General features: G+C 69.7%; 21 protein-coding genes, 1 tRNA gene and 1 pseudogene. 11 read left to right on the top strand and 12 right to left on the bottom strand.

Annotation, left to right across the window (positions count from 1 at the left end; genetic code table 11):
* Positions 1 to 18: 18 nt before the first annotated feature.
* The 6 genes from ACFVAE_RS17030 to ACFVAE_RS17005 form a co-directional block, all read right to left on the bottom strand.
* On the bottom strand, positions 19 to 1,569 hold the full coding sequence (locus ACFVAE_RS17030; protein ID WP_378894741.1) for an FAD-dependent oxidoreductase: 1,551 nt from the start codon (positions 1,567 to 1,569) through the stop codon (positions 19 to 21).
* Positions 1,570 to 1,584: 15 nt separating this feature from the next.
* Entirely contained in the window at positions 1,585 to 2,439 is an 855-nt protein-coding gene (locus ACFVAE_RS17025) for an FAD:protein FMN transferase (RefSeq protein WP_378894739.1), read from the bottom strand.
* 75 nt (positions 2,440 to 2,514) lie between these two features.
* Positions 2,515 to 2,922 (bottom strand): FMN-binding protein, encoded by a 408-nt coding sequence (locus tag ACFVAE_RS17020; RefSeq protein WP_378894736.1) that lies wholly within the window; start codon positions 2,920 to 2,922, stop codon positions 2,515 to 2,517.
* Between the two features lie 65 nt (positions 2,923 to 2,987).
* A complete protein-coding gene (locus ACFVAE_RS17015; protein WP_378859058.1) occupies positions 2,988 to 4,022 on the bottom strand; it encodes a ribose-phosphate diphosphokinase in 1,035 nt (344 codons plus the stop codon).
* 8 nt (positions 4,023 to 4,030) lie between these two features.
* Positions 4,031 to 5,461, bottom strand: coding sequence for a bifunctional UDP-N-acetylglucosamine diphosphorylase/glucosamine-1-phosphate N-acetyltransferase GlmU (gene glmU, locus ACFVAE_RS17010; RefSeq protein ID WP_378894734.1), 1,431 nt, complete (start codon positions 5,459 to 5,461; stop codon positions 4,031 to 4,033).
* A 1-nt stretch (position 5,462) separates the two neighbouring features.
* Positions 5,463 to 5,534: transfer RNA gene (locus ACFVAE_RS17005), tRNA-Gln, on the bottom strand.
* Positions 5,535 to 5,646: 112 nt separating this feature from the next.
* On the opposite strand from ACFVAE_RS17005, the pseudogene ACFVAE_RS17000 reads away from it, so the two are divergent.
* From ACFVAE_RS17000 to ACFVAE_RS16985, 4 genes and pseudogenes are all read left to right on the top strand, one after another.
* Positions 5,647 to 5,910, top strand: a pseudogene (locus tag ACFVAE_RS17000) (GNAT family N-acetyltransferase); the annotation flags it as partial.
* Positions 5,911 to 5,966: 56 nt separating this feature from the next.
* Positions 5,967 to 6,152, top strand: a complete 186-nt coding sequence (locus tag ACFVAE_RS16995; RefSeq protein WP_378895057.1) for a hypothetical protein — start codon at positions 5,967 to 5,969, stop codon at positions 6,150 to 6,152.
* A 7-nt stretch (positions 6,153 to 6,159) separates the two neighbouring features.
* Positions 6,160 to 6,669, top strand: coding sequence for a MarR family winged helix-turn-helix transcriptional regulator (locus ACFVAE_RS16990; protein ID WP_378895044.1), 510 nt, complete (start codon positions 6,160 to 6,162; stop codon positions 6,667 to 6,669).
* A 5-nt stretch (positions 6,670 to 6,674) separates the two neighbouring features.
* Positions 6,675 to 7,610: a pseudouridine synthase gene (locus tag ACFVAE_RS16985; RefSeq protein ID WP_378894732.1), complete on the top strand. Its 936-nt coding sequence runs from the start codon at positions 6,675 to 6,677 to the stop codon at positions 7,608 to 7,610.
* Here the strand turns inward: ACFVAE_RS16985 and ACFVAE_RS16980 are convergent, their stop codons facing one another.
* The 6 genes from ACFVAE_RS16980 to ACFVAE_RS16955 all read right to left on the bottom strand — a co-directional run bounded on the left by ACFVAE_RS16980 (position 7,611) and on the right by ACFVAE_RS16955 (position 14,015).
* Positions 7,611 to 8,792: a MarP family serine protease gene (locus ACFVAE_RS16980; RefSeq protein WP_378894729.1), complete on the bottom strand. Its 1,182-nt coding sequence runs from the start codon at positions 8,790 to 8,792 to the stop codon at positions 7,611 to 7,613.
* A gap of 47 nt (positions 8,793 to 8,839) precedes the next feature.
* Positions 8,840 to 9,499 (bottom strand): methionine ABC transporter permease, encoded by a 660-nt coding sequence (locus tag ACFVAE_RS16975; protein ID WP_378894726.1) that lies wholly within the window; start codon positions 9,497 to 9,499, stop codon positions 8,840 to 8,842.
* Positions 9,499 to 10,539, bottom strand: a complete 1,041-nt coding sequence (locus ACFVAE_RS16970) for a methionine ABC transporter ATP-binding protein (protein ID WP_378894723.1) — start codon at positions 10,537 to 10,539, stop codon at positions 9,499 to 9,501. Before ACFVAE_RS16970 ends, ACFVAE_RS16975 begins: the two co-directional genes overlap by 1 nt.
* A gap of 76 nt (positions 10,540 to 10,615) precedes the next feature.
* Positions 10,616 to 11,530 (bottom strand): MetQ/NlpA family ABC transporter substrate-binding protein, encoded by a 915-nt coding sequence (locus ACFVAE_RS16965; RefSeq protein WP_378894720.1) that lies wholly within the window; start codon positions 11,528 to 11,530, stop codon positions 10,616 to 10,618.
* Positions 11,531 to 11,624: 94 nt separating this feature from the next.
* Positions 11,625 to 13,346 (bottom strand): Na+/H+ antiporter, encoded by a 1,722-nt coding sequence (locus tag ACFVAE_RS16960; protein ID WP_378894717.1) that lies wholly within the window; start codon positions 13,344 to 13,346, stop codon positions 11,625 to 11,627.
* A 105-nt stretch (positions 13,347 to 13,451) separates the two neighbouring features.
* Positions 13,452 to 14,015, bottom strand: coding sequence for a MarR family winged helix-turn-helix transcriptional regulator (locus ACFVAE_RS16955; protein WP_378859050.1), 564 nt, complete (start codon positions 14,013 to 14,015; stop codon positions 13,452 to 13,454).
* Between the two features lie 76 nt (positions 14,016 to 14,091).
* On the opposite strand from ACFVAE_RS16955, the gene idi reads away from it, so the two are divergent.
* The 7 genes from idi to ACFVAE_RS16920 are packed head-to-tail and all read left to right on the top strand — an operon-like array spanning position 14,092 to position 19,574.
* The gene (idi, locus tag ACFVAE_RS16950) at positions 14,092 to 14,655 is read left to right on the top strand and encodes an isopentenyl-diphosphate Delta-isomerase (protein ID WP_378894714.1); all 564 of its coding nucleotides are present in this window, start codon (positions 14,092 to 14,094) and stop codon (positions 14,653 to 14,655) included.
* Complete coding sequence (locus tag ACFVAE_RS16945) at positions 14,652 to 15,695, top strand: polyprenyl synthetase family protein (RefSeq protein ID WP_378894711.1); 1,044 nt, start codon at positions 14,652 to 14,654, stop codon at positions 15,693 to 15,695. Before idi ends, ACFVAE_RS16945 begins: the two co-directional genes overlap by 4 nt.
* Positions 15,692 to 16,561 (top strand): phytoene/squalene synthase family protein, encoded by an 870-nt coding sequence (locus tag ACFVAE_RS16940; RefSeq protein WP_378894709.1) that lies wholly within the window; start codon positions 15,692 to 15,694, stop codon positions 16,559 to 16,561. Before ACFVAE_RS16945 ends, ACFVAE_RS16940 begins: the two co-directional genes overlap by 4 nt.
* Positions 16,558 to 18,102: a phytoene desaturase family protein gene (gene crtI, locus ACFVAE_RS16935; protein WP_378894707.1), complete on the top strand. Its 1,545-nt coding sequence runs from the start codon at positions 16,558 to 16,560 to the stop codon at positions 18,100 to 18,102. The genes ACFVAE_RS16940 and crtI overlap by 4 nt, the downstream gene beginning before the upstream one ends.
* Positions 18,099 to 18,425, top strand: coding sequence for a lycopene cyclase domain-containing protein (locus tag ACFVAE_RS16930; RefSeq protein ID WP_378894704.1), 327 nt, complete (start codon positions 18,099 to 18,101; stop codon positions 18,423 to 18,425). The genes crtI and ACFVAE_RS16930 overlap by 4 nt, the downstream gene beginning before the upstream one ends.
* Positions 18,422 to 18,724 (top strand): lycopene cyclase domain-containing protein, encoded by a 303-nt coding sequence (locus ACFVAE_RS16925; protein WP_378894701.1) that lies wholly within the window; start codon positions 18,422 to 18,424, stop codon positions 18,722 to 18,724. Before ACFVAE_RS16930 ends, ACFVAE_RS16925 begins: the two co-directional genes overlap by 4 nt.
* The gene (locus ACFVAE_RS16920; protein ID WP_378894699.1) at positions 18,714 to 19,574 is read left to right on the top strand and encodes a prenyltransferase; all 861 of its coding nucleotides are present in this window, start codon (positions 18,714 to 18,716) and stop codon (positions 19,572 to 19,574) included. Before ACFVAE_RS16925 ends, ACFVAE_RS16920 begins: the two co-directional genes overlap by 11 nt.
* Positions 19,575 to 19,576 lie beyond the last annotated feature (2 nt).

The following is a 19,576-nucleotide window of genomic DNA, read 5'->3' as shown; positions in this document are numbered from 1 at the left end:
CGCGGGACGGACGACGTCTCAGTAACCGGCGAAGGCGTCGGTGGTCAGAGAGCGGGCCTTCTGCAGCGCGGGGGCCAGGTCGGCGATCAGGCGGGGCGGTCCGGAGATGTACGCGTGCCTGGTCGGCAGATCGGGGACGACCTGCTCCAGGCCGTCGGCGTCCAGACGCACGCCGCGAGCCCAGGTCCAGTGCGCCGGCAGATCGAGCGGACGATCGCGGGTGAACACGATCACCGGCACGCCGGTCGCGGCCAGCTCGTCGCGGAACGCCAGCTCCGCGGCATCCGAGGCGACGTAGATCAGCACGGCATCGCGATCCGCGCCGGTGCCGTGCAGCTCGCGCAGCTGGGAGACGAAGGGCGTGACGCCGATGCCTGCGGCGACCATCAGCACCGGCGCCTCGCCGCGCGGCAGCACGAAGTCGCCCCAGGTGCCCGTCACCGCGAGCACCGCGCCGGGCTGCGCCTCGGCGAGCGCGCGCTTGTAGCTGGACGGATGCTGCTGATCGCCGTTCTTGTACGCGATGCGCAGCGTCGGCAGGTCGGAGGGCGCGGACAGGATGCTGAACTCGCGCCGTGTACCGCGGGCATCCGGCCGGTGATGCGGCACGTCGAGCTCGAGGTACTGCCCGGCGAGGAACCGCAGCCGGCTCTTCGTACGGAACGTGAGCTCCTGCACCGTGGGCGTCACGAACTCGCGCTTCTCGAGCACCAGACGCACCGAACCGCGCAGGGCGAATGCGAAGGCGAGCAGGTTGCCGATCAGCAGGGCGCGCTCCTGACCGAGCGTGAGCAGGCCGGCGATCGAGATCGGCCACCCCACCAGCATGCCGACCACCGCGGCGACCCAGAACTGCTGCCAGCGCCGTGGCGGAAGCGTCAGCGGCTCGGAGAGCATGAACGCGCCGAGGAACAGGATCGGCGACTGCAGCAGCGCCATGCCGATCGAGTCGCCGAGGAAGAAGTCGAGTCCGGCCGCGGGCAGCTGCACCGCCTGCCGCACCACCGACGTGCCGACCGCGATCACGACGAACAGCAGCACGACGCGCACCTTCTCGGTGCGCCACAGCACCAGCAGGCCGAGCACGGCGACCGGCACGGCCATCGCCGGCGTGCCCACCCACCACGACGCCGTCGTGCCCAGGCCGAAGACCGACACGACCGCGGCGCCGAAAGCCGCCGGGTTGAGGATGTGCCTGCCGCGCCACGCGATCACGTACTTCGACAGGCTCGCCAGTGCGCCCGCCAGCGCGATCCCACCCAACCCGGGGAGCGTCAGCTGCGGCTGCAGCACGAACAGCAGGATCAGCGACGTGACCAGAGAGGACTCGACGCGCCAGGGCAGCCGCAGGATGCGCTGCGCCGCGGCATCCACTCCCGAGATCACGAGCGCGAGAACCACGAAGGTCGCGAGGAGTTCGACGGCGGTGGGACCGATCTCGTCGAAGAACGACAGCCCGAGGGCGATGACGGCGAGCCCGATCAGCGCGAACAGCACGAACCTGTACATCGAGATCGCCGCGAGCACGGCCAGCACGCGCTGACGCGACGCGGTGAGAGAACTGATCACAGGCACAAGTCTCCCCTATGGTGCCCGGACGAAGAGCTCGCCGGGGAAGCCCGCGGACGCCTGTATGCGCCCGTCGGTGGACATCCGCACCCAGTCGATGCCGTGGGAGTCTGCGAATGCCGGGCCGCCGTCGAAGAACAGGGCGGTGGTCGCGGCGTCGGCGAGCATCGCGTCGGTCGCGAGCGCCCAGGTCGCCGCCCAGGTGCGCACGGGGATGCCGGTGCGTGCGTCGAGGACGTGATGCAGGCCGTCGCCCCAGGCCCGTCGGTTGGTCGCCGAGGCGCACAGCGCCAGGTCGCCCACGTCCACGACGCCGATCGCACGGGTCGGGTCGTACGGATGCTCCAGAGCGATGCGGATGCTGCCGCCGCGGACGGCGAGGTCGCCGCCCGCATCCACGACCACGCGCCCGCCCGAGGGCAGCGTGGCGAGCACGAGGTCGACCAGGCGTCCCTTCCCGAGCGCGCCGACGTCGATCGCTGCAGGCGCGGAGAGCGACAGCGCGGCATCCGACCAGCGCAGGGTCTCGGTCCAGTCCGCGGGTGCTGCCCGCGCCGCACCGGCGACCAGCGAGTACTCGGCGTCATAGCCGAGCGCCGCGAGGCTCGCACCGGCGAGCGGGTTCACCGCGCCGGCCGTGGCATCCGAGAGTTCCCGGTACAGGTCCAGCATCGCCGCGGCGTCCGCCGGCACGGGGGCCTCTCCCCCGTCCGCGAGCCGGGACACGACGGAGTCGGCACGGAATCGCGACCACTCGGCGTCGAAGGACTCGATCGCCGTCGTGACCGCACCCCGCTCCCGCACACCGAGCCGCTCCTCGGACTCGATCTCCCAGACCGTGCCGATCGCCTCGAATCGCCAGGTCTCCATGGCTCCGGTCTCACTCCCTGCCGGTGTTCGACGCCCCGGACCGCATCGCGTGAGACCGGGGCAGGGAAGGTCACGCTACTCGGCGGCCTGCTTCTTGATCTTCTCGATCGCCTGGTCGAAGCCGGCGCTGGTCAGCGACGACCCGGCGACGCGATCGACCTTCAGATCGTCGATCTTCTTGCCGTCGACGAGCGCGTCGATGCCGTCGATGAACTGCCCCTGGTACTGCTCGGTCTCCGGTGCCTGCGGATCGCCGGTGACCTCGAGGTCGCTGACCGTGCCCCCGGACAGCGTCAGGGTCACCGAGATCGTCTCGACCGTCTCCGGCGTCTGGTACGACCCCTCGGCGGTGTACGTGCCGTCCTGATACGACCCGGCCGAGGTCGAGGTGTCGGCGTCCGCCGCGCCGGAGCATCCGGCCAGCAGCAGCACGCCGGCGGCGCCGGCGAGAGCGGTCAGAGTGCGGGTCGTCTGGGAGTTCATGAGTCCAGCATCCGATGCGGGCCTATGAGAACTCTCCAGAGAACCCATGAACGGGATAAGGCGCGTCACGCCTCGCCGTTGAACATGCTCGTGACCGAGCCGTCCTCGAACACCTGCTTGATCGCGGTCGCGAGCAGCGGCGCGATCGGCAGGATCGTAAGCCCGGGGAACCGGCGCGACTCGGTCAGCGGGATGGTGTCGGTGACGACGACCTCGTCGATCGCGGAGTCCTGCAGACGATCGGATGCCGGGTCGCTGAAGATCGCGTGAGTGGCGGCCACGATCACCTTGCGGGCGCCGTTGGCCTTGAGCGCCTGCGCGGCCTTGACGATCGTGCCACCGGTGTCGATCATGTCATCGACCAGCAGGCAGGTGCGACCGTCGACGGCGCCGACGATCTCGTGCACCGACACCTGGTTGGCGACCTTCGGGTCGCGGCGCTTGTGGATGATCGCGAGCGGCGCGTCAAGGCTGTCCGACCAGGTGTCCGCCACGCGCACGCGGCCCATGTCGGGCGAGACGATCGTGAGCGTCTCACGGTCTTCCGCGGTGAGGGTCTCCTCGAAGTGCTTCAGCAGCACGGGCTTGGCGAACAGGTGGTCGACCGGTCCGTCGAAGAAGCCCTGGATCTGCGCGGCGTGCAGGTCGACGCTCATCACGCGGTCGGCGCCGGCGGTCTTCAGCAGGTCGGCCACGAGGCGGGCGCTGATCGGCTCGCGGCCGCGGCCCTTCTTGTCCTGACGGGAGTACGGGTAGTACGGGGCGACGACGGTGATGCGCTTGGCCGACGCGCGCTTGGCGGCGTCGAGCATGATCAGCGTCTCCATCAGCCACTCGTTCACCGGCTCGCCGAACGACTGCACGATGAACAGGTCGCAGCCGCGGATCGACACCTCGAACCGGGCGTAGATCTCACCGGACGCGAACGTCCGGTGCTCGACAGGCGCGATCTCGGTGCCGAGGGCACCCGCGACCTGTCGCGTCAGCTCGGGAACCGATCGCCCGCCCGCGACGACGAGCCGCTTCTTGGTCTTGGCGATCAGACCCGGCGCGACGCCGTTCTCGCGGTCCAGCTCGATCGTCTTCTTCTTGCGCCCCATGGGTCCGCCTATTCCGCCGATTCGGCCCGTGCCGCAGCATCCGCCGCGGCCGTGCCGGCCCTGTTCTTCTCGACCCACCCCTCGACATTGCGCTGAGGGGCGACGCTCATGGCCAGTGCACCCGCCGGAACGTCCTTGCGGACGACGGCACCGGCCCCGGTCTTCGCTCCAGCACCAAGCCTAACGGGCGCGACGAGCACCGTGTGCGAGCCGGTGTGCACCTCGTCGCCGATCTCGGTGCGGTGCTTGTTCACATCGTCGTAGTTCGCGGTGATCGTGCTGGCGCCGAGGTTCACTCCGCGGCCGATCGTCGCGTCGCCGACGTAGGACAGGTGCGGCACCTTGGAGCCCTCACCGATCTGGGCGTTCTTCGTCTCGACGTAGGCGCCGATCTTGCCGCCCTCACCGAGCACGGTACCCGCGCGCAGGTACGAGAACGGACCGACGGTGGCGCGTGCGCCGATCACGGCGAGGGTCGCGTCGGTGCGCTTGACCACCGCGTCCTCGCCGACCTCGCAGTCGACCAGCGTCGTGTCAGGACCGATGATCGCGCCGGACTCGACCTTGGTGGCCCGCAGCAGCTGCGTGTTCGGCAGGATCGTCACATCGGGCGCCAGCACGGCGTCGTCGTCGATCCAGGTGGTCTCAGGGTCGACGACAGTGACGCCCTCCCGCTGCCAGCGACGGATGATGCGCTGCCGCAGCACCTTGCCCGCCTCGGCGAGCTGGATGCGGTCGTTGATGCCGAAGGTGGATGCCGCGTCGACGGCGATCTCCGCCGCGACCGGCTGGGCGTCGTCACGCAGCAGCCCGATCACGTCGGTGAGATACAGCTCGCCCTGGGCGTTGTCCTGGGTGATGCGGGCCAGGTGCGTGCGCAGCTGAGAGGCGCGGAACACGTAGACGCCCGCGTTGATCTCGTGCACGGCCGCCTCTGCGGCATCCGCGTCCTTCTGCTCGACGATGCGCTGCACGCCGCCCGCCGCGTCGCGGATGATGCGGCCGTAGCCGGTCGGGTCGTCGAGGACCGCGCTCAGCAGGGTGGCGGCTGCGGATGCCGCACGGTGGCCGTCGATGAGGGCGCGCAGCGTGTCGGCCTCGAGCAGCGGCACGTCACCGGAGAGCACCAGGACATCGCCGTCGAAGTCGGCCGGCAGCGCGTCGAGCGCGACCTGCACGGCGCGGCCGGTGCCGGGCACCTCATCCTGATCGACGATCACGGCCTCGGGGTACTGGGCGGTCAGCGCCGCGACCACCTGGTCGCGCTCGTGCCGCACGACGACCTCGACGTACGACGCGTCCAGCGCGGCTGCCTGGGTGAGCACGTGGCCGACCAGCGGGCGCCCGCCGATCTCGTGCAGCACCTTGGGGCGCTTGGACTTCATGCGGGTGCCCTGTCCTGCGGCCAGGACGATGATGGCGAGATTGTTCTGCGTCATGCTCCGCCGCCAGGACTCGAACCTGAACCTCACAGCTCCAAAGGCTGTCGTGCTGCCATTACACCACGGCGGACCGCGGTCCACCGGAGCGGGCCGCCCGTCAAGTCTGCCATGCGTCGCCGCGCGTGACGGGCGCGGAACCAGCCGGCAACGTCACCGTAACGGGCGTGGGCCACGGTGGAACCATGACGATCCGGATCACCCGTGTGCACGTGCCGACCCCTGCTCTCGAGCGCTTCCTCGCCGACCATCTGCGCGACCTGGCGCCGACTGCACCTGCGGAGAGCAGGCACGCGCTGGACGAGTCCCAGCTGTTCGCGCCGACGGTTCGCCTGTTCTCCGCGACCGTGGCCGACGAACTCGTCGGCACCGGGGCACTCGTCCCGCTGGACCCGGGCCATGAGGAGCTCAAGTCGATGCGGACGACTCCCCTTGCACGCGGCCGCGGTGTGGGATCGACGATGCTCCGCGCACTGATCGACGATGCGCGCGCGGCGTGCAGCGGGTGTCGCTGGAGACCGGCGCGAGCGACTACTTCTGGCCCGCGCATCGGCTCTACGCGAAGGCCGGCTTCGACGAGTGCGAGCCCTTCGGCTCGTACACCGACGATCCTCACAGCCTGTTCTTCACGATGCAGCTGCTCGCCGCGCCCCGCGCCGCGGAACCGCCGGCCCTCGACCTGCCGCGATAATGGACGGATGAGCATCGGCGAGCAGCGGGCGAGCGACGAGGTCGACCGGATCGTCGCGGCGTGGCAGACCCAGCGTCCCGACCTCGACTTCTCGCCGCTCGAGGTGCTGTCCAGAGTGGACCGGCTGTCCCGCCACCTGGATCGCGCGCGCCGCGACGTGTTCCACCGCAGCGACCTGGAGTCCTGGGAGTGGGACGTGCTCTCGGCACTGCGCCGCGCGGGCTCGCCCTTCCAGCTGTCGCCGAAGCAGCTGCTGCAGCAGACCCTGGTCTCCAGCGGCACGATGACCAACCGGATCGACCGCCTCGTCGCCCGTCGCCTGGTGCGCCGCGAGGCCGACCCCGGTGACGGCCGCAGCGTGCTCGTCACGCTCACCGACGACGGCAAGGTCAGGGTGGATGCCGCGATCACCCGGCTGGTCGATGCGGAGGCCACCCTGCTGGCGGCGCTCCCCCGCCCCGACCGGGAACGACTGGCCGGGCTGCTGCGCAAGCTGAGCCTGAGCTTCGACGTCTGATGGCGATGGCGTCACCGCTCCCGGTACGCGACGGCGTCGGAGCGACGCGGCTGCACGTGCCGCTGGAGGGGCCGTGGAGCACGGTCGCGCAGTACATGGCCGAGCGGTTCTCGCACCTCGATCCCGAGCGGCTGCTTCGGCGCTTCGACCGCGGAGAGATCGTCGCGATCGACGGCTCGGCACTGACGCGGCACACGCCTCTGGGCGCCGAGGAGTTCGTCTGGTACTACCGCGAGCCGCCCGAGGAGCGCGAGATCCCCTTCGAGGTCGAGATCCTGCACCAGGACCGCGACCTCGTGGTCGTCGACAAGCCGCACTTCCTTCCGACGACACCCGGTGGCAAGTACCTGCAGAACTCCGCGCTGGTGCGGCTGCGCAACCTGCTGGACAACGCCGATCTCACACCGATCCACCGGCTCGACCGCGCGACGGCCGGTCTGCTGATGTTCTCGACGCGCCCCGAGACCCGTGGCGCCTACCAGCTGCTGTTCGAGAAGCGGACGGTCGAGAAGGTCTACGAGGCGGTCTCCGCTCTGCCCGAGGACTGGGATGCCGCGGAGCCTGCGCTCTCGGGCATCCGCTTTCCGATCGTGTACCGCAATCACATCGAGAAGCTGCGCGCGCACGTCTGCGTGCGCAGCGACTCGGAGCGCGAGCCGAACTCCGAGACATTGATCGAGCTGATCGACTTCGACGATCGCGTCGTGCACACGATGCTGCGGCCGCACAGCGGCAAGATGCACCAGCTGCGCGTGCACCTGTCGGCTCTCGGCGCGGGCATCCTGAACGACGGGTTCTATCCTGATCTGCTGCCCGAGGCGCCGGACGACTTCGGCAGGCCCCTGCAGCTGCTCGCGAGAGAACTGCGGTTCATCGACCCGCTCAGCGGGACACCGCGTGAGTTCGTCACGAAGCGGACGCTGCGGGAGCGGCCGTCGTAGTCAGCCGTGACAGGCGCCGGTCGGAACCGCACGCATCCGGGAGTCGAGCCGTGCGATCACGGGGAGCAGCTCGGCGTTCGTCATCGCGTACCCGACCTGGGGCTGCACCTCGTCGCGGGCGAAGACCACGCCGGCGACAGCACCGCCCTGGGTGAGCAGCGGTCCGCCGGAGTTGCCCGGCTGCACGTCGGCCCGAAGCGTGTACACCGAGCGCTCGGTGGCGTTCCCGCCGTAGATGTCGTCGATCAGCAGGGTGCTCGAACTGATGACGCCTGCGGGGATCGTGCGGAACGGGCCACCGTGCGGATACCCCTGCACGACGCCACCGTCACCGGCCTTCAGCGCGTCCGACAGCGTCAGCGGGCGGGCGGTCACGTCCGCCGAGACGACCGCGAGGTCGTCGACCGGGTCGAAGTACACCACGCGGCCGTCCCGCGCGGGCTCGCCGGGCAGCTCGACGATCGGCGCGTCCACGCCGGCCACGACGTGCGCGTTGGTGACGATCAGGTCGTCTGCGACGACGAACCCGGAGCCGCTGGAGACGATGCCGCAGGCGGGTGCCATGCCCGAGACCTTCGCGACCGAGCGCGCAGCGGCGGCGAGGGCCGGGTCGTCCGTATCGATCTCGTCGGGGTCAGGAGCCTTCGCCAGGTCGCTCTCGTCGAGCAGCCCGTCGATGGTCGGCAGCGTGGTGTCGCCGAGCACCGCCGACTGCAGGCGGGCCATCGCGTCCGCGACCGGCGGCGGCGTGGTGTCCTCGATGGTGCGGAGGACCACGGACGATGCGACGGAGGACGACACGACGGGGATGCCCGCCGCGGCGATGCCCGCCCCGGTCAGGGTGAGCGCGAGAGCCGCTGTCACGACGGCGAGCACCCCGCCGAGCAGACGTTCGATTCCGCGCAGCTTGAGCTTGTCGGCACCGCTTCTGATGACGGCGCCGATCGCGGCCCCGATGCCCGCGCCGAGCGCGAGCAGCAGCACGGCAGCGCCGACGACGGAGAAGCCGTGCCAGTCGCCGGACGCCGTCAGACCGGAGACCCACGGCAGCACCCAAGGCGCGGCCAGGCCTGCGGCGACCAGGCCGCAGAGCATGCCGAGCACGGCGAAAAGGCCGGCGCGGATGCCGCTGAGGAGTGCCACGATCAGCAGCACCACGACGATGACGTCGACCACGTTCATGTCACAGGACGCTACGCGATCCCGCTATGCGGAACCCGAGGGATCGCTCAGCGCCGCATGACCTTGCGGGCCAGCTTCGTGCCGAGGAGCTGCACCAGATGCACGAAGACGACGATGAGGATGATCGCCGCCCACATCACGATCGGCTCGAAGCGCCGGAAGCCGTAGGTCAGGGCGAACGCGCCGAGCCCGCCACCGCCCACAGCCCCGGCCATGGCGGTCATGTCGATCAGAGCGACGACGACGAACGTGTACCCGAGGATCAACGGACCGAGCGACTCGGGGATCACGACCGTGAACAGGATGCGCCAGGGACCGGCGCCCATCGCGCGCGCCGCTTCGATCACCCCGGGCGACACCGAGACGAGGTGCTGTTCCACGATCCGTCCGATGGCGAAGGACGCCGCGAGGCCGATCGCGAAGGCCCCTGCCGTGGTGCCGATGCCGACGCCGACGACGGCCCTGGTGAGCGGCTGTGCGACCGCGATGAAGATCAGGAACGGGATGGGCCGGAAGAAGTTCACGAACAGCTCGAGGATGAAGCTGATCACCCGGTTCGGCAGCAGGCCGCCGCGACGGGTGAGGTACAGGGCGATTCCGATGAACGTGCCGAGCACCCCCGCCATGATGAGGGCGAAGGTCGCCATGTAGAGCGTCTCGAGGGCCGCCTGCCAGAGTTCGGGCCACAGCTCGTTGAGCCTGTCCATCAGCGCGCCTCGCCTTCGAGCTCGGTGACCTGCGCATGCGCGCCGATCGTCGACAGTGCCGCATCGATCGCGGCATCCGTGCCTCTGATCGCAAGCGTGAGGTGGCCGAAGGCGCGTCCGCGGATGTCGTTGATGCCGCCGTAGACCAGCTCGAAGCCGAGCCCGGCGTTCGCGAGATCCAGGAAGACCTGCGCCTGCGACGAATCACCGTCGCGGAACGAGAAGGTCACCAGCCGCCCGTCATGCCGTTCGCGCAGCGAAGCCGCCTCGGCCGGCGACGGCACGCCCTTGATGACGGTGCCGACGAACCGCTGGGATGCCGGGTTCTGCGGGTTCGAGAACACATCGAACACATCACCCTGTTCGATGACACGGCCGCCCTCCATCACGGCGACCTTGGTCGCGATCGTCTGGATGACGTCCATCTCGTGGGTGATGACGACGATCGTGACCCCCTGCTCCTCGTTCACGCGCTTGAGGAGCTCGAGCACCTCGTGCGTGGTCTGCGGGTCGAGCGCGCTGGTCGCCTCGTCGGCGAGCAGGATGTCGGGGCCGGTGGCGAGTGCGCGGGCGATGCCGACACGCTGCTTCTGCCCGCCGGAGAGCTGCTCGGGGTAGGCCTTGGCCTTGTCCGACAGGCCGACGAAGGCCAGCAGTTCGGTGACGCGGGCGTCGATGTCGCTCTTCTTCCAGCCCGCCAGCTTCAGCGGATACGCGATGTTGGCTTTCACGTTCTTCGACGAGAACAGGTTGAACTGCTGGAAGATCATGCCGATGCCGCTGCGCACCCTGCGCAGTTCGCGCTCGGAAAGACGCGTGATGTCGATGCCGTCGACGGTGATCGAGCCGGACGACGCCGGTTCGAGGGCGTTGATGAGGCGGACGAGCGTCGACTTGCCGGCGCCCGAATAGCCGATGATGCCGAAGACGTCGCCCTTCTCGATGTCGAGCGTCACGTCATCGACTGCGGTGACGACGGTGGCGTTCTTGTCGGCGGGCGGGTACGTCTTCGTGACGTCGGACAGGGTCACGATGGCCATGGTCGGGGGTACTTCCTGTGAACGGCGGAATCGGGCGGCGCGATGGTGCACCGCCCGATTCTCTCTCAGTCTGGAGTCAGTCGCTTTCCTTCGCGGACTCGGTGTCCTTCTCGACCTTCTTCAGCGCGTCCTCGAGGTCGGCGACCGGCGTCTTCAGCGCCACGGCGGTGTCGCCCGACGCCTCCTGCAGGCCCTTCTGCACACCGGGGTCGTTCTGGAAGATGTCGACGAGCTTGAGGTAGGTCGCGTTGTCCTTGTCCTCTGCGCGCGCGGCGAAGATGTTGACGTAGGGCAGCGCGTTGGGGTCGGTGGGGTCGTCCTGCGCGATGGCGTCGGAGAACTTCAGCCCGGCCTGCTCGACGAAGTCGTTGTTGATGATCGCGGCGGCCACATCGGGCAGCGACTGCGGGATGAGTGCCGCCTCGAGAGCCTTGACCTCGACCTTGGACTTGTCCTTGTCGACGTCGGCGAGGTCGGAGAAGGTCGTGCCGCCGCTCTTCAGCTCGATGAGTCCGGCGGACTGCAGCACGAGGAGGGCGCGAGCCTGGTTCGACGCGTCATCGGGGACCGCGACGGTCTCGCCCTTCTTGATGTCCTTCACGTCGTCGTACTTCGACGAGTACAGCGCCAGCGGGTAGATCGCAGTCGCACCGATCGGCACGAGGTCCTTGCCCGAGGAGACGTTGTAGTCGGCCAGGTAGACGATGTGCTGGAACTGGTTCAGGTCGAGCTCACCCTCGGCGAGAGCGGGGTTGGGCTGCTCGTAGGAGGCGAAGTCGACCAGCTCGACGGTGATGCCCTCCTTCTTCGCGGCCTCGACGAACGCCGGCCACTGGGCGGTGCTCTTGTCGACGACGCCGACCTTGACCACCTTGTCGGCGGTGTCCGACGTGCCGTCGGCGGCGGGCTTGGACGCGCAGCCAGCAAGGGCTGCGACGAGTGCGGTGGCTGCCGCAGCGGCGGCGATGACGGACGTGATGCGTCGTGACATGGTGATCGAGTTCCTCTCTTGGGGGACTCGAACACGGTACGTGCGTCCGCCGGTGCCACCCGAATCAGCCCGTCACACGGCGTCACAGCCGGCGTCAGCCGAGCTCCTCGATGCCGCGCAGACGCACCTCCTCGAGGTCCATCCGCGCGGCGATCCGGCGCACGATGAGGTCGTCGACCGTGCCGGAGCGACGCAGCCCGTGCAGCACGGTGCGCTTGCGCTCGATGAGGGCGAGCTTGAGACGCGTGGCCTCGTCGTGGCGCACCAGCGGCGAGCGCTGCAGCACGTCGACGTCGGTGGAGACGGCGAGCATCTGCAGTGGCGCACCCGGTCCCCCGATCGCCGGGTCGACCGCGGACTCCATGGCGAGCGGGTCCGGCTCGTCGAGCATGGCCTCCATCGCGCCGACCTCGGCGTCGATGAGCGCGCGTTCGCGCTCCAGGGTGCGCGCGTTGGCCAGTTCGAGCGCCTCGTACCCTTCTCGGCGGGCGCGGTCCCGCACCTCCTCGCTGACACCGTGCTCGGCGGCGAGCTCGTCCAGCGCGGCCAGCGCTGCACCCGAGATGGCACGCTCTGCCATCTCGTACTCCTCGTCCTCGGCGTGGTCGACGGGGATCTTCGCCCAGCGCACGATCGCGGGCAGCAGCGGGCCCTGCACCAACAGGCTGAGCAGGATGACGCCGGCGGTGACGAAGATGACGGAGTCCCGGCCCTCGACGGCGTCTCCCGCGCCCGTGGCGAGCGGCACCGAGAGCGCGATCGCCAGCGACACCGCGCCGCGCATACCCGCGACGGTGCTGACGATCCAGGCTCGTGCCCGTGTGCGTGGCGGCAGCGTCGACGCGTGCCTGCTGAACGGCGCGGTGAGCAACTGGAACAGCAGACGCACGGCCAGCAGCACCAGCCACACCGCGACGGTCACCAGCGCCAGCCATCCGATCATCGCAGCCGAGATCTCGTGCACGACGTACTGCACCTCGATGCCGATCAGCACGAACAGTGCGCCGTTGAGCAGGTACACGCCGAACGGCCACGCGGCATCCGCCTGCCTGCGGGATGCGGCGGTCGTCATGCTCGGGGCGATCGCCGCCACGATCAGGCCGGCGACGACGACGGCGAGCACGCCGGACGCCTCAACCAGCTCGGCCACCAGGAACGCCGTGAAGGGCAGGAGCAGCAGCGTGACGTTGATCACGATCGTCGAGCTCATGCGGCGCAGCACCAGATAGCCGAGGCCGGCGACCGCGACCCCGGCGGCGATGCCGCCGACGTAGGAGACGACGACCATCCAGGTGACCGACAGCGGGGTGATCCGGGATCCCATCGCGAGCGAGACCGCGATCGCGTAGAGCACGAGCGCGGTGCCGTCGTTGGTGAGGCTCTCCGCCTTGAGCTTCATGAACATCCGCCGAGGCAGCAGGCGGCCGAGGGCGGCGACGGCCGTGGCATCCGGCGGTGCGACCGCGGCACCCAGGATCAGTGCGGCCTCCCACGGCAGGCCGAACAGCACGGCGACGCCGGCGACGGCGAAGGCGCTCGCGACGACGAGCACGGTGCTCATCGGCAGGATGTAGCGGAAGTCGCGGCGGATCGACCGCAGCGACGTGGTCAGGCTCTCCCAGAACAGCATGACCGGGAGGAACAGCAGCAGCACCGTCTCGGGCGGCAGCTGGATCTCGCGCAGGGCGGGAACGAAGCCGAGAAGCAGCCCGAGCACGACGAGCACGAGCGGCAGCGCGAGCCGTATCCGCGGCGCGATGATCGCGCCCACGACGATGGTCGCGCCCAGCAGGACGGTGACCTCGAGACCTTCCATGACACCTCCTGGGAGAACGACGACGGGACGCGCAGGAGCGGACCGCTGAGTATGCCAAGCGCCGTCCCGATCAGAGTATTCCCGCGTCGCGGATGGCGCAGCCGTTCAGTGCCCTTCGCGCTCCCCGTCAGGGTCTGCAGTCGCGGCGAGGTCGTCGAAGAAGCCCTCGACGACGGCACGCTGCTCGGCCGAGAGAGCGGCGATGACGTCGAAGCGCCGCGCGTGCGAGCGCCCCACGCTCTCCCTGGCAGCCCGCCGCGTCCGCGCCGTCACCTCGATCGACAGACGGCGTCGATCCGTCGGATGAGGCCGTCGGCGGATGTGCCCGCCCTTCTCGAGGCGGTCGAGCAGTTTTGTCACCGACGCCGTGGACACGCCGAGGTGCGCGGCGATGTCGCCGGGTGTCACGACGGCATCCTGCCGCTGCGCGGCGATGAGCAGCCGAAGGGCCCTCATGTCGGTCTCGCCCAGCTTCATGTACCGCTGCGATTCCTCGCTCATGGCGCGCTCCGCCTCACGCCACCGGTGCATCGCATCGAGCACCCGGACGACCTGCGCGAGCTCGTCGTCGGAGAGATGCGACCGTCGCACGATCTCCTCGTCCGGATCCAGACGACGTGGGTCGTGCAGTGCGACCGGCGCGGCTCTGGGCGGGATCGGCTTCGCCATGACCATGACTTTAGCTCACCGAAGCTATATGATTCGGAGAAAGCTAGCCTGGCTAGCAACTAGACAGGAGAGAGAAATGGTGACGGCTCAGGAACGCGTCGTGCTGCTCAATGACGACGGCACGCCCCGCGGCGTCGCCCAGAAGGCGGAGGTGCACCACGACCGCACCCCACTGCACCTCGCGTTCTCGTGTCACGTCCTCGACGAGCACGGCCGGGTCCTGATCACCAGACGCGCTCTGGGCAAGCGCACGTGGCCCGGCACCTGGACCAACGCCTTCTGCGGCCACCCCCAGCCGTTCGAGCCGATACCCGACGCGGTGAGGCGCAGGGCGCGCGAGGAGCTGGGGCTGGAACTCGCAGACATCCGCCTGGAGCTCCCCGACTTCCGCTACCGCGCGGTAGACGCCTCGGGCACCGTGGAGAACGAGGTCTGCCCCGTGTACACGGCCCGTGCCCTCGGCGACCCGGTCCTCGTGGCGGCAGAGGCGATGGAACTGCGCTGGGTCGACCCCCGGGATCTCGCGATCGCCCTCACGGCCGCCCCGTGGGCCTTCAGCCCCTGGCTCGTGAGCCAGGCCGCAGAGCTCTCACGTGCAGACGGCGAGATCCGCGCCGCAGCATGGCAGCGGGCGGCATGAGCGCCACGATGGAGAGGACCGGCGTCGAGGCGACGATCCGCCGCTTCTTCACGGAGCGCGAGGAGCGCGCGAGGACGCGGAGCGAGGGTCACGCGCTTCTCTGGCGCAGAACCCGTGAGGCGGCCGATGGTGGCAAGCGCCTGCGGTCGAGGCTGGTACTGCTGTCCCACGACCATCTCGGCGGCGCGGACCGCCGCTCCGCCGAGGTCGCCGGTGCCGCCTTCGAGATCCTGCACACCGCGCTCCTCCTCCACGACGACGTCCTCGACGGGGACCTCGTCCGCCGTGGTCGACCCAACCTCGCCGGACTGTTCACCGCGGATGCGATCGACGCCGGGCGACCTCTGGACGACGCGACCGCGTGGGGCACGGCGTCGGCGATGCTCGCAGGCGACCTCCTCATCAGCGGTGCTCACGCGCTCGTCTCCGATCTGCCGCACGGCGTCGCCGGAGAGATGCACCGCATGATCGACGACGCTCTGTTCGACGCCGTCGCCGGCGAGCACGCCGACGTGGCCGCAGGCCGAGGGATGGCCTCCCCGTCGCCCGCCGAGATCCTCGAGACGATGGCACAGAAGACCGCGACGTATTCCTGTGCCGCCCCTCTGCGCACGGGGGCGATCATCGCCGGAGCCGAAGCGGCACGCGTCACCGCCCTGGAGCGGATCGGGCGCGAACTCGGCGTGCTCTATCAACTGCGCGACGACGTCCTTGGCGTGTTCGGAACTGAGGATCGCACCGGCAAGTCGGTCAGCGGTGATCTGCGTGAGGGCAAGCGGACGCTGCTGATCGCCTTCGCCGAGGAGACCGCGGAATGGCGCGACGTGCAGCATCTCTTCGGGCGCGCGCCGCTCGAAGAGGGCGACGCGGCACGGATGCGCGGTGCCCTGACAGCCTCCGGCGCATCGGCGCGGATGCAGCGTGCCGTCGACGAACAGTTCGCGAGAGCCCGCCGGGCGATCGATACCGCGCCGTTGCCGTCCGCGCTGAAGGACGCTCTGGCAGACATCGCGGCGATGTGCGCGGAGCGGCAGTCATGAGCAGAGCGGAGGGGCTCGCCCTGTACACGACGACGGCGCGCACGTCCTCACGACGCATCATCCAGGCCTACTCGACGTCGTTCGGGCTGGCGAGCCGTCTGCTCCCCCGCGACGTCAGACAGGGCATCGCCGATGTCTACGCACTGGTCAGGGTCGCCGATGAGATCGTCGACGGTCCCGCCGTCGAGGCCGGTCTCGATCCAGGCACGACGCGCAGCATCCTGGACGAGCTCGAGCAGGAGACGATCGCCGCCATCGCGCGCGGCTTCAGTGCGAATCTCGTCGTGCACGCGTTCGCCGTCACCGCGCGCCAGACCGGGATCACCGCCGAGCTGCTGCGGCCGTTCTTCGCATCGATGAGGATGGACCTGGATCCCGTCGAGTACGACCGCGAGACCTTCCGGCGCTACATCCACGGTTCTGCCGAGGTCGTCGGGTCGATGTGCCTGCGCGTCTTCGCCTCCGAGTCGCCGGGGACGCCGATCGACGATCATCTCGAAGAGGGCGCTCGTCGCCTCGGCGCCGCCTTCCAGAAGGTGAACTTCCTCCGCGACCTCGCGGATGACGTCGACTCCCTCGGACGGCAGTACATCCCGGGTACGCGGGGAGGGCGTCTCACCGAGGCGGACAAGAACGCGATGGTGGACGAGATCGACGATGATTTGACGGCGGCGCGCTCCGCCATACGACGACTGCCTCCGGGCTCCCGGCGAGCGACCGCCGCCGCCGCCGCGCTGTTCGGCCGCCTGAACGAACAACTCAGAACGACCCCGGTCGAACAGCTGAGGCGACGACGCGTATCCGTGCCGACGTCCGTCAAGCTGCGGCTCGTCTCCGGAGCGGCCCTCGGGCGGGTGATCGGGTGAGCACCGCCGAACGCGCCGTCGTGATCGGCGGCGGCATCTCCGGGCTCGCCACCGCAGCCCTGCTCGCGAACGAAGGGCTGGACGTCGTCCTCGTTGAGGCCCGCGACGAGCTCGGCGGCAGAGCAGGACGCTGGGAGTCCCGGGGCTTCGTCTTCGACACCGGGCCGTCCTGGTATCTGATGCCGGAGGTCTTCGACCACTTCTTCCGGCTGCTCGGCACTTCCGCCGCCGAGCAGCTCGACCTGCTCCGCCTCGATCCTGCATACCGGGTCTTCTTCGAGGGCGATCCGACGCCCTTCGACCTGCCTGCGGAGAACGCCGTCGCCGCGCTGACCGAATTGGACCCCGCGTCGGCCGACACCCTCGACCGGTATCTGACCTCGGCCGCGGACACGTATTCGCTGGCCACATCCTCGTTCCTCTACAGCAGCTACGAGTCCCTCCGGCCGTTCCTCGACCCCGCGCTCCTGGCGAGGCTCCCCCGGCTCGCCCGCCTTCTCGGAGAGCCTCTCGACAGGATGATCCGGCGGAGCTCCCGCGATCCCCGCGTGCAGCGCGTCCTCGGATACCCCGCGGTCTTCCTCGGCACGTCACCGTCCCGGGCACCGAGCATGTACCACCTGATGAGCCATCTGGACATCGGACAGGGCGTGCTCTATCCCCGCGGGGGCTTCAGCGCCGTCATCGACGCGATCGCCGGTCTCGCCGTCGGCCATGGCGCGACGCTGACGACCGGGACAAGGGCGCGACAGATCATCGTCAGGGACGGTGCCGCCGTCGGCGTGGAGGTGGAGGGCCCCGAGGGGATCGAGGTCCTCCCCGCCGACGTCGTGGTCTCGACCGCCGATCTCCGCGTCACGGAGCGGCAGCTGCTCGCGCCGGCGTACCGCAGCCGTTCCGAGAGCTGGTGGCGCCGCAGGGATCCGGGTCCCGGTGCGGTACTGGCGATGCTCGGCGTCCGTGGCGAACTCCCGGAGCTCGCTCACCACACCCTGCTCTTCGCGGAGGACTGGGATGCGGGCTTCGATGACATCTACGGCGGCCGTCCTCGGATCCCCGACCCCGCCTCGCTGTACATCTGCCGACCGAGCGCGTCGGACGCCGTGGCGCCCCCCGGCCACGAGAATCTGTTCGTGCTGGTGCCCGTCCCCGCGGACCCCGACATCGGCGGCGGCGGCCTCGACGGCGGAGGATCCCCGGGCGTGGAGCGCGCAGTCGACGCCGCCATCGACCAGATCTCCGCCTGGTGCGGGATCCCCGGGCTACGCGAGCGCATCGTCGTGCGGCGGAGCGTCGGCCCCGCCGACTTCGAGCGCGAATTCGGGGCCTGGCGAGGCGGAGCCCTCGGCCCGGCCCACACGCTGCGGCAGAGCGCGGTGCTCCGGGGCCGGAACACCTCACCGCGCGTGAAGGGGCTGCTCCTCGCGGGAGCGTCGACCATTCCCGGGATCGGACTGCCCATGTGCCTGATCAGCGCCGAACTCGTGCTCAAGCGCCTGCGCGGGGACCGCACGGCGACCCCGCTCCCGGAGCCGCTGTGAACGCGCTGTACCTGATCCTGCTGCTGATCTCGCTCGCGGGTGTCATCGCCCTGGACATCCGGCTCGGCCTGTTCCTCGGACGCGACCCGCTGCGGGCGGCGAGCGTCCTCGCGATCGGCGTCGCCTTCCTGCTGCTGTGGGACGCCGCGGGCATCGCGCTGGGGATCTTCTTCCGCGGCGAGAATCCGTATTCGACCGGGATCCTCCTGGCGCCCGAGCTGCCTCTGGAGGAGCCGGTGTTCCTGCTCTTCCTCTGTCAGCTGACCATGACGCTGGCGTGCGGCGTCCAGCGCGCACTCGACCGGCGCCGAGGTGAGCGATGACCTATCCAGCACTCTCCGCGGTCTTCCTCGCCATCGCCGTCGTCTTCGCCATCCTCGTACGGCGACGAACACCGCTGTCGCTGACGGCGCTGGCCATCACGGCCGGCGTGCTGCTCGTCCTGACTGCCGTCTTCGACAACCTCATGATCGCCGCGGGCCTGTTCGCCTACGCCGACGACGAACGGGTCTCGGGACTCATGATCGGCGCGGCCCCCATCGAGGACTTCGCGTACCCCCTCGCGGCAGTGATCCTGCTTCCCGCCCTCTGGGGAGTGCTCAGGAGGCACGATGATCCATGACCTTCTCGCCGTGTCCCGGCCGCTGAGCTGGATCAACACCGCCTACCCGTTCGCGGCCGCCTATCTCCTCACGGCGAGGGAAGTGGATGCCGCACTGATCGTCGGAGCACTGTTCTTCCTCGTCCCGTACAACCTCGCGATGTACGGCATCAACGACGTGTTCGATCATGAGTCCGATCTTGCGAACCCGCGCAAGGGCGGAGTGGAGGGCGCGGTGCTGCCGCGATCACGCCACCGGAGCATCCTGATCGCCTCCGCCGTGCTCTGCGTGCCGTTCATCGCCGCACTCGCGGCGATGGGCTCGCCGCTCTCCTGGCTCGTGCTCGCGGTGAGCCTGTTCGCCGTCGTCGCCTACTCGGCACCGCCGATGCGCTTCAAGGAAGTGCCGGGCCTGGACTCCGCGACATCCAGCGTGCACTTCGTCAGCCCCGCCGTCTACGGCGTCGTACTCGCCGACGGCACGTTCACCTGGGGACTCGTCGCGGTCCTCTGCGCCTTCTTCCTCTGGGGCATGGCCAGTCATGCCTTCGGCGCCGTGCAAGACGTCATCCCGGACCGGGAGGGCGGCATCGCCTCGATCGCCACCGTCCTCGGAGCTGCGCGCACCGTGCGCTTCGCGCTCGTCTGCTGGACCGCGGCCGGCCTGCTGGTGCTCACGACCGGTTGGCCGGGCGCGCTCGCCGCCGTGCTCGCGGTCCCCTATCTCCTCGCCGCCGCGCCCTACGCCTTCGTCAGCGATAAGGACTCCGCCCGCGCGAACCGCGGCTGGCGGAAGTTCCTGTGGATCAACTACCTGTGCGGATTCCTCGTGACGATGCTGCTGATCGCTTTCGCGGCCCAGTCCTCGTGACG

Origin of the sequence: Microbacterium sp. NPDC057659 (assembly GCF_042799915.1) — a bacterium.
Classification (GTDB): Bacteria; Actinomycetota; Actinomycetes; order Actinomycetales; family Microbacteriaceae; genus Microbacterium.
This window is presented reverse-complemented; position numbering and strand designations above follow the sequence as displayed.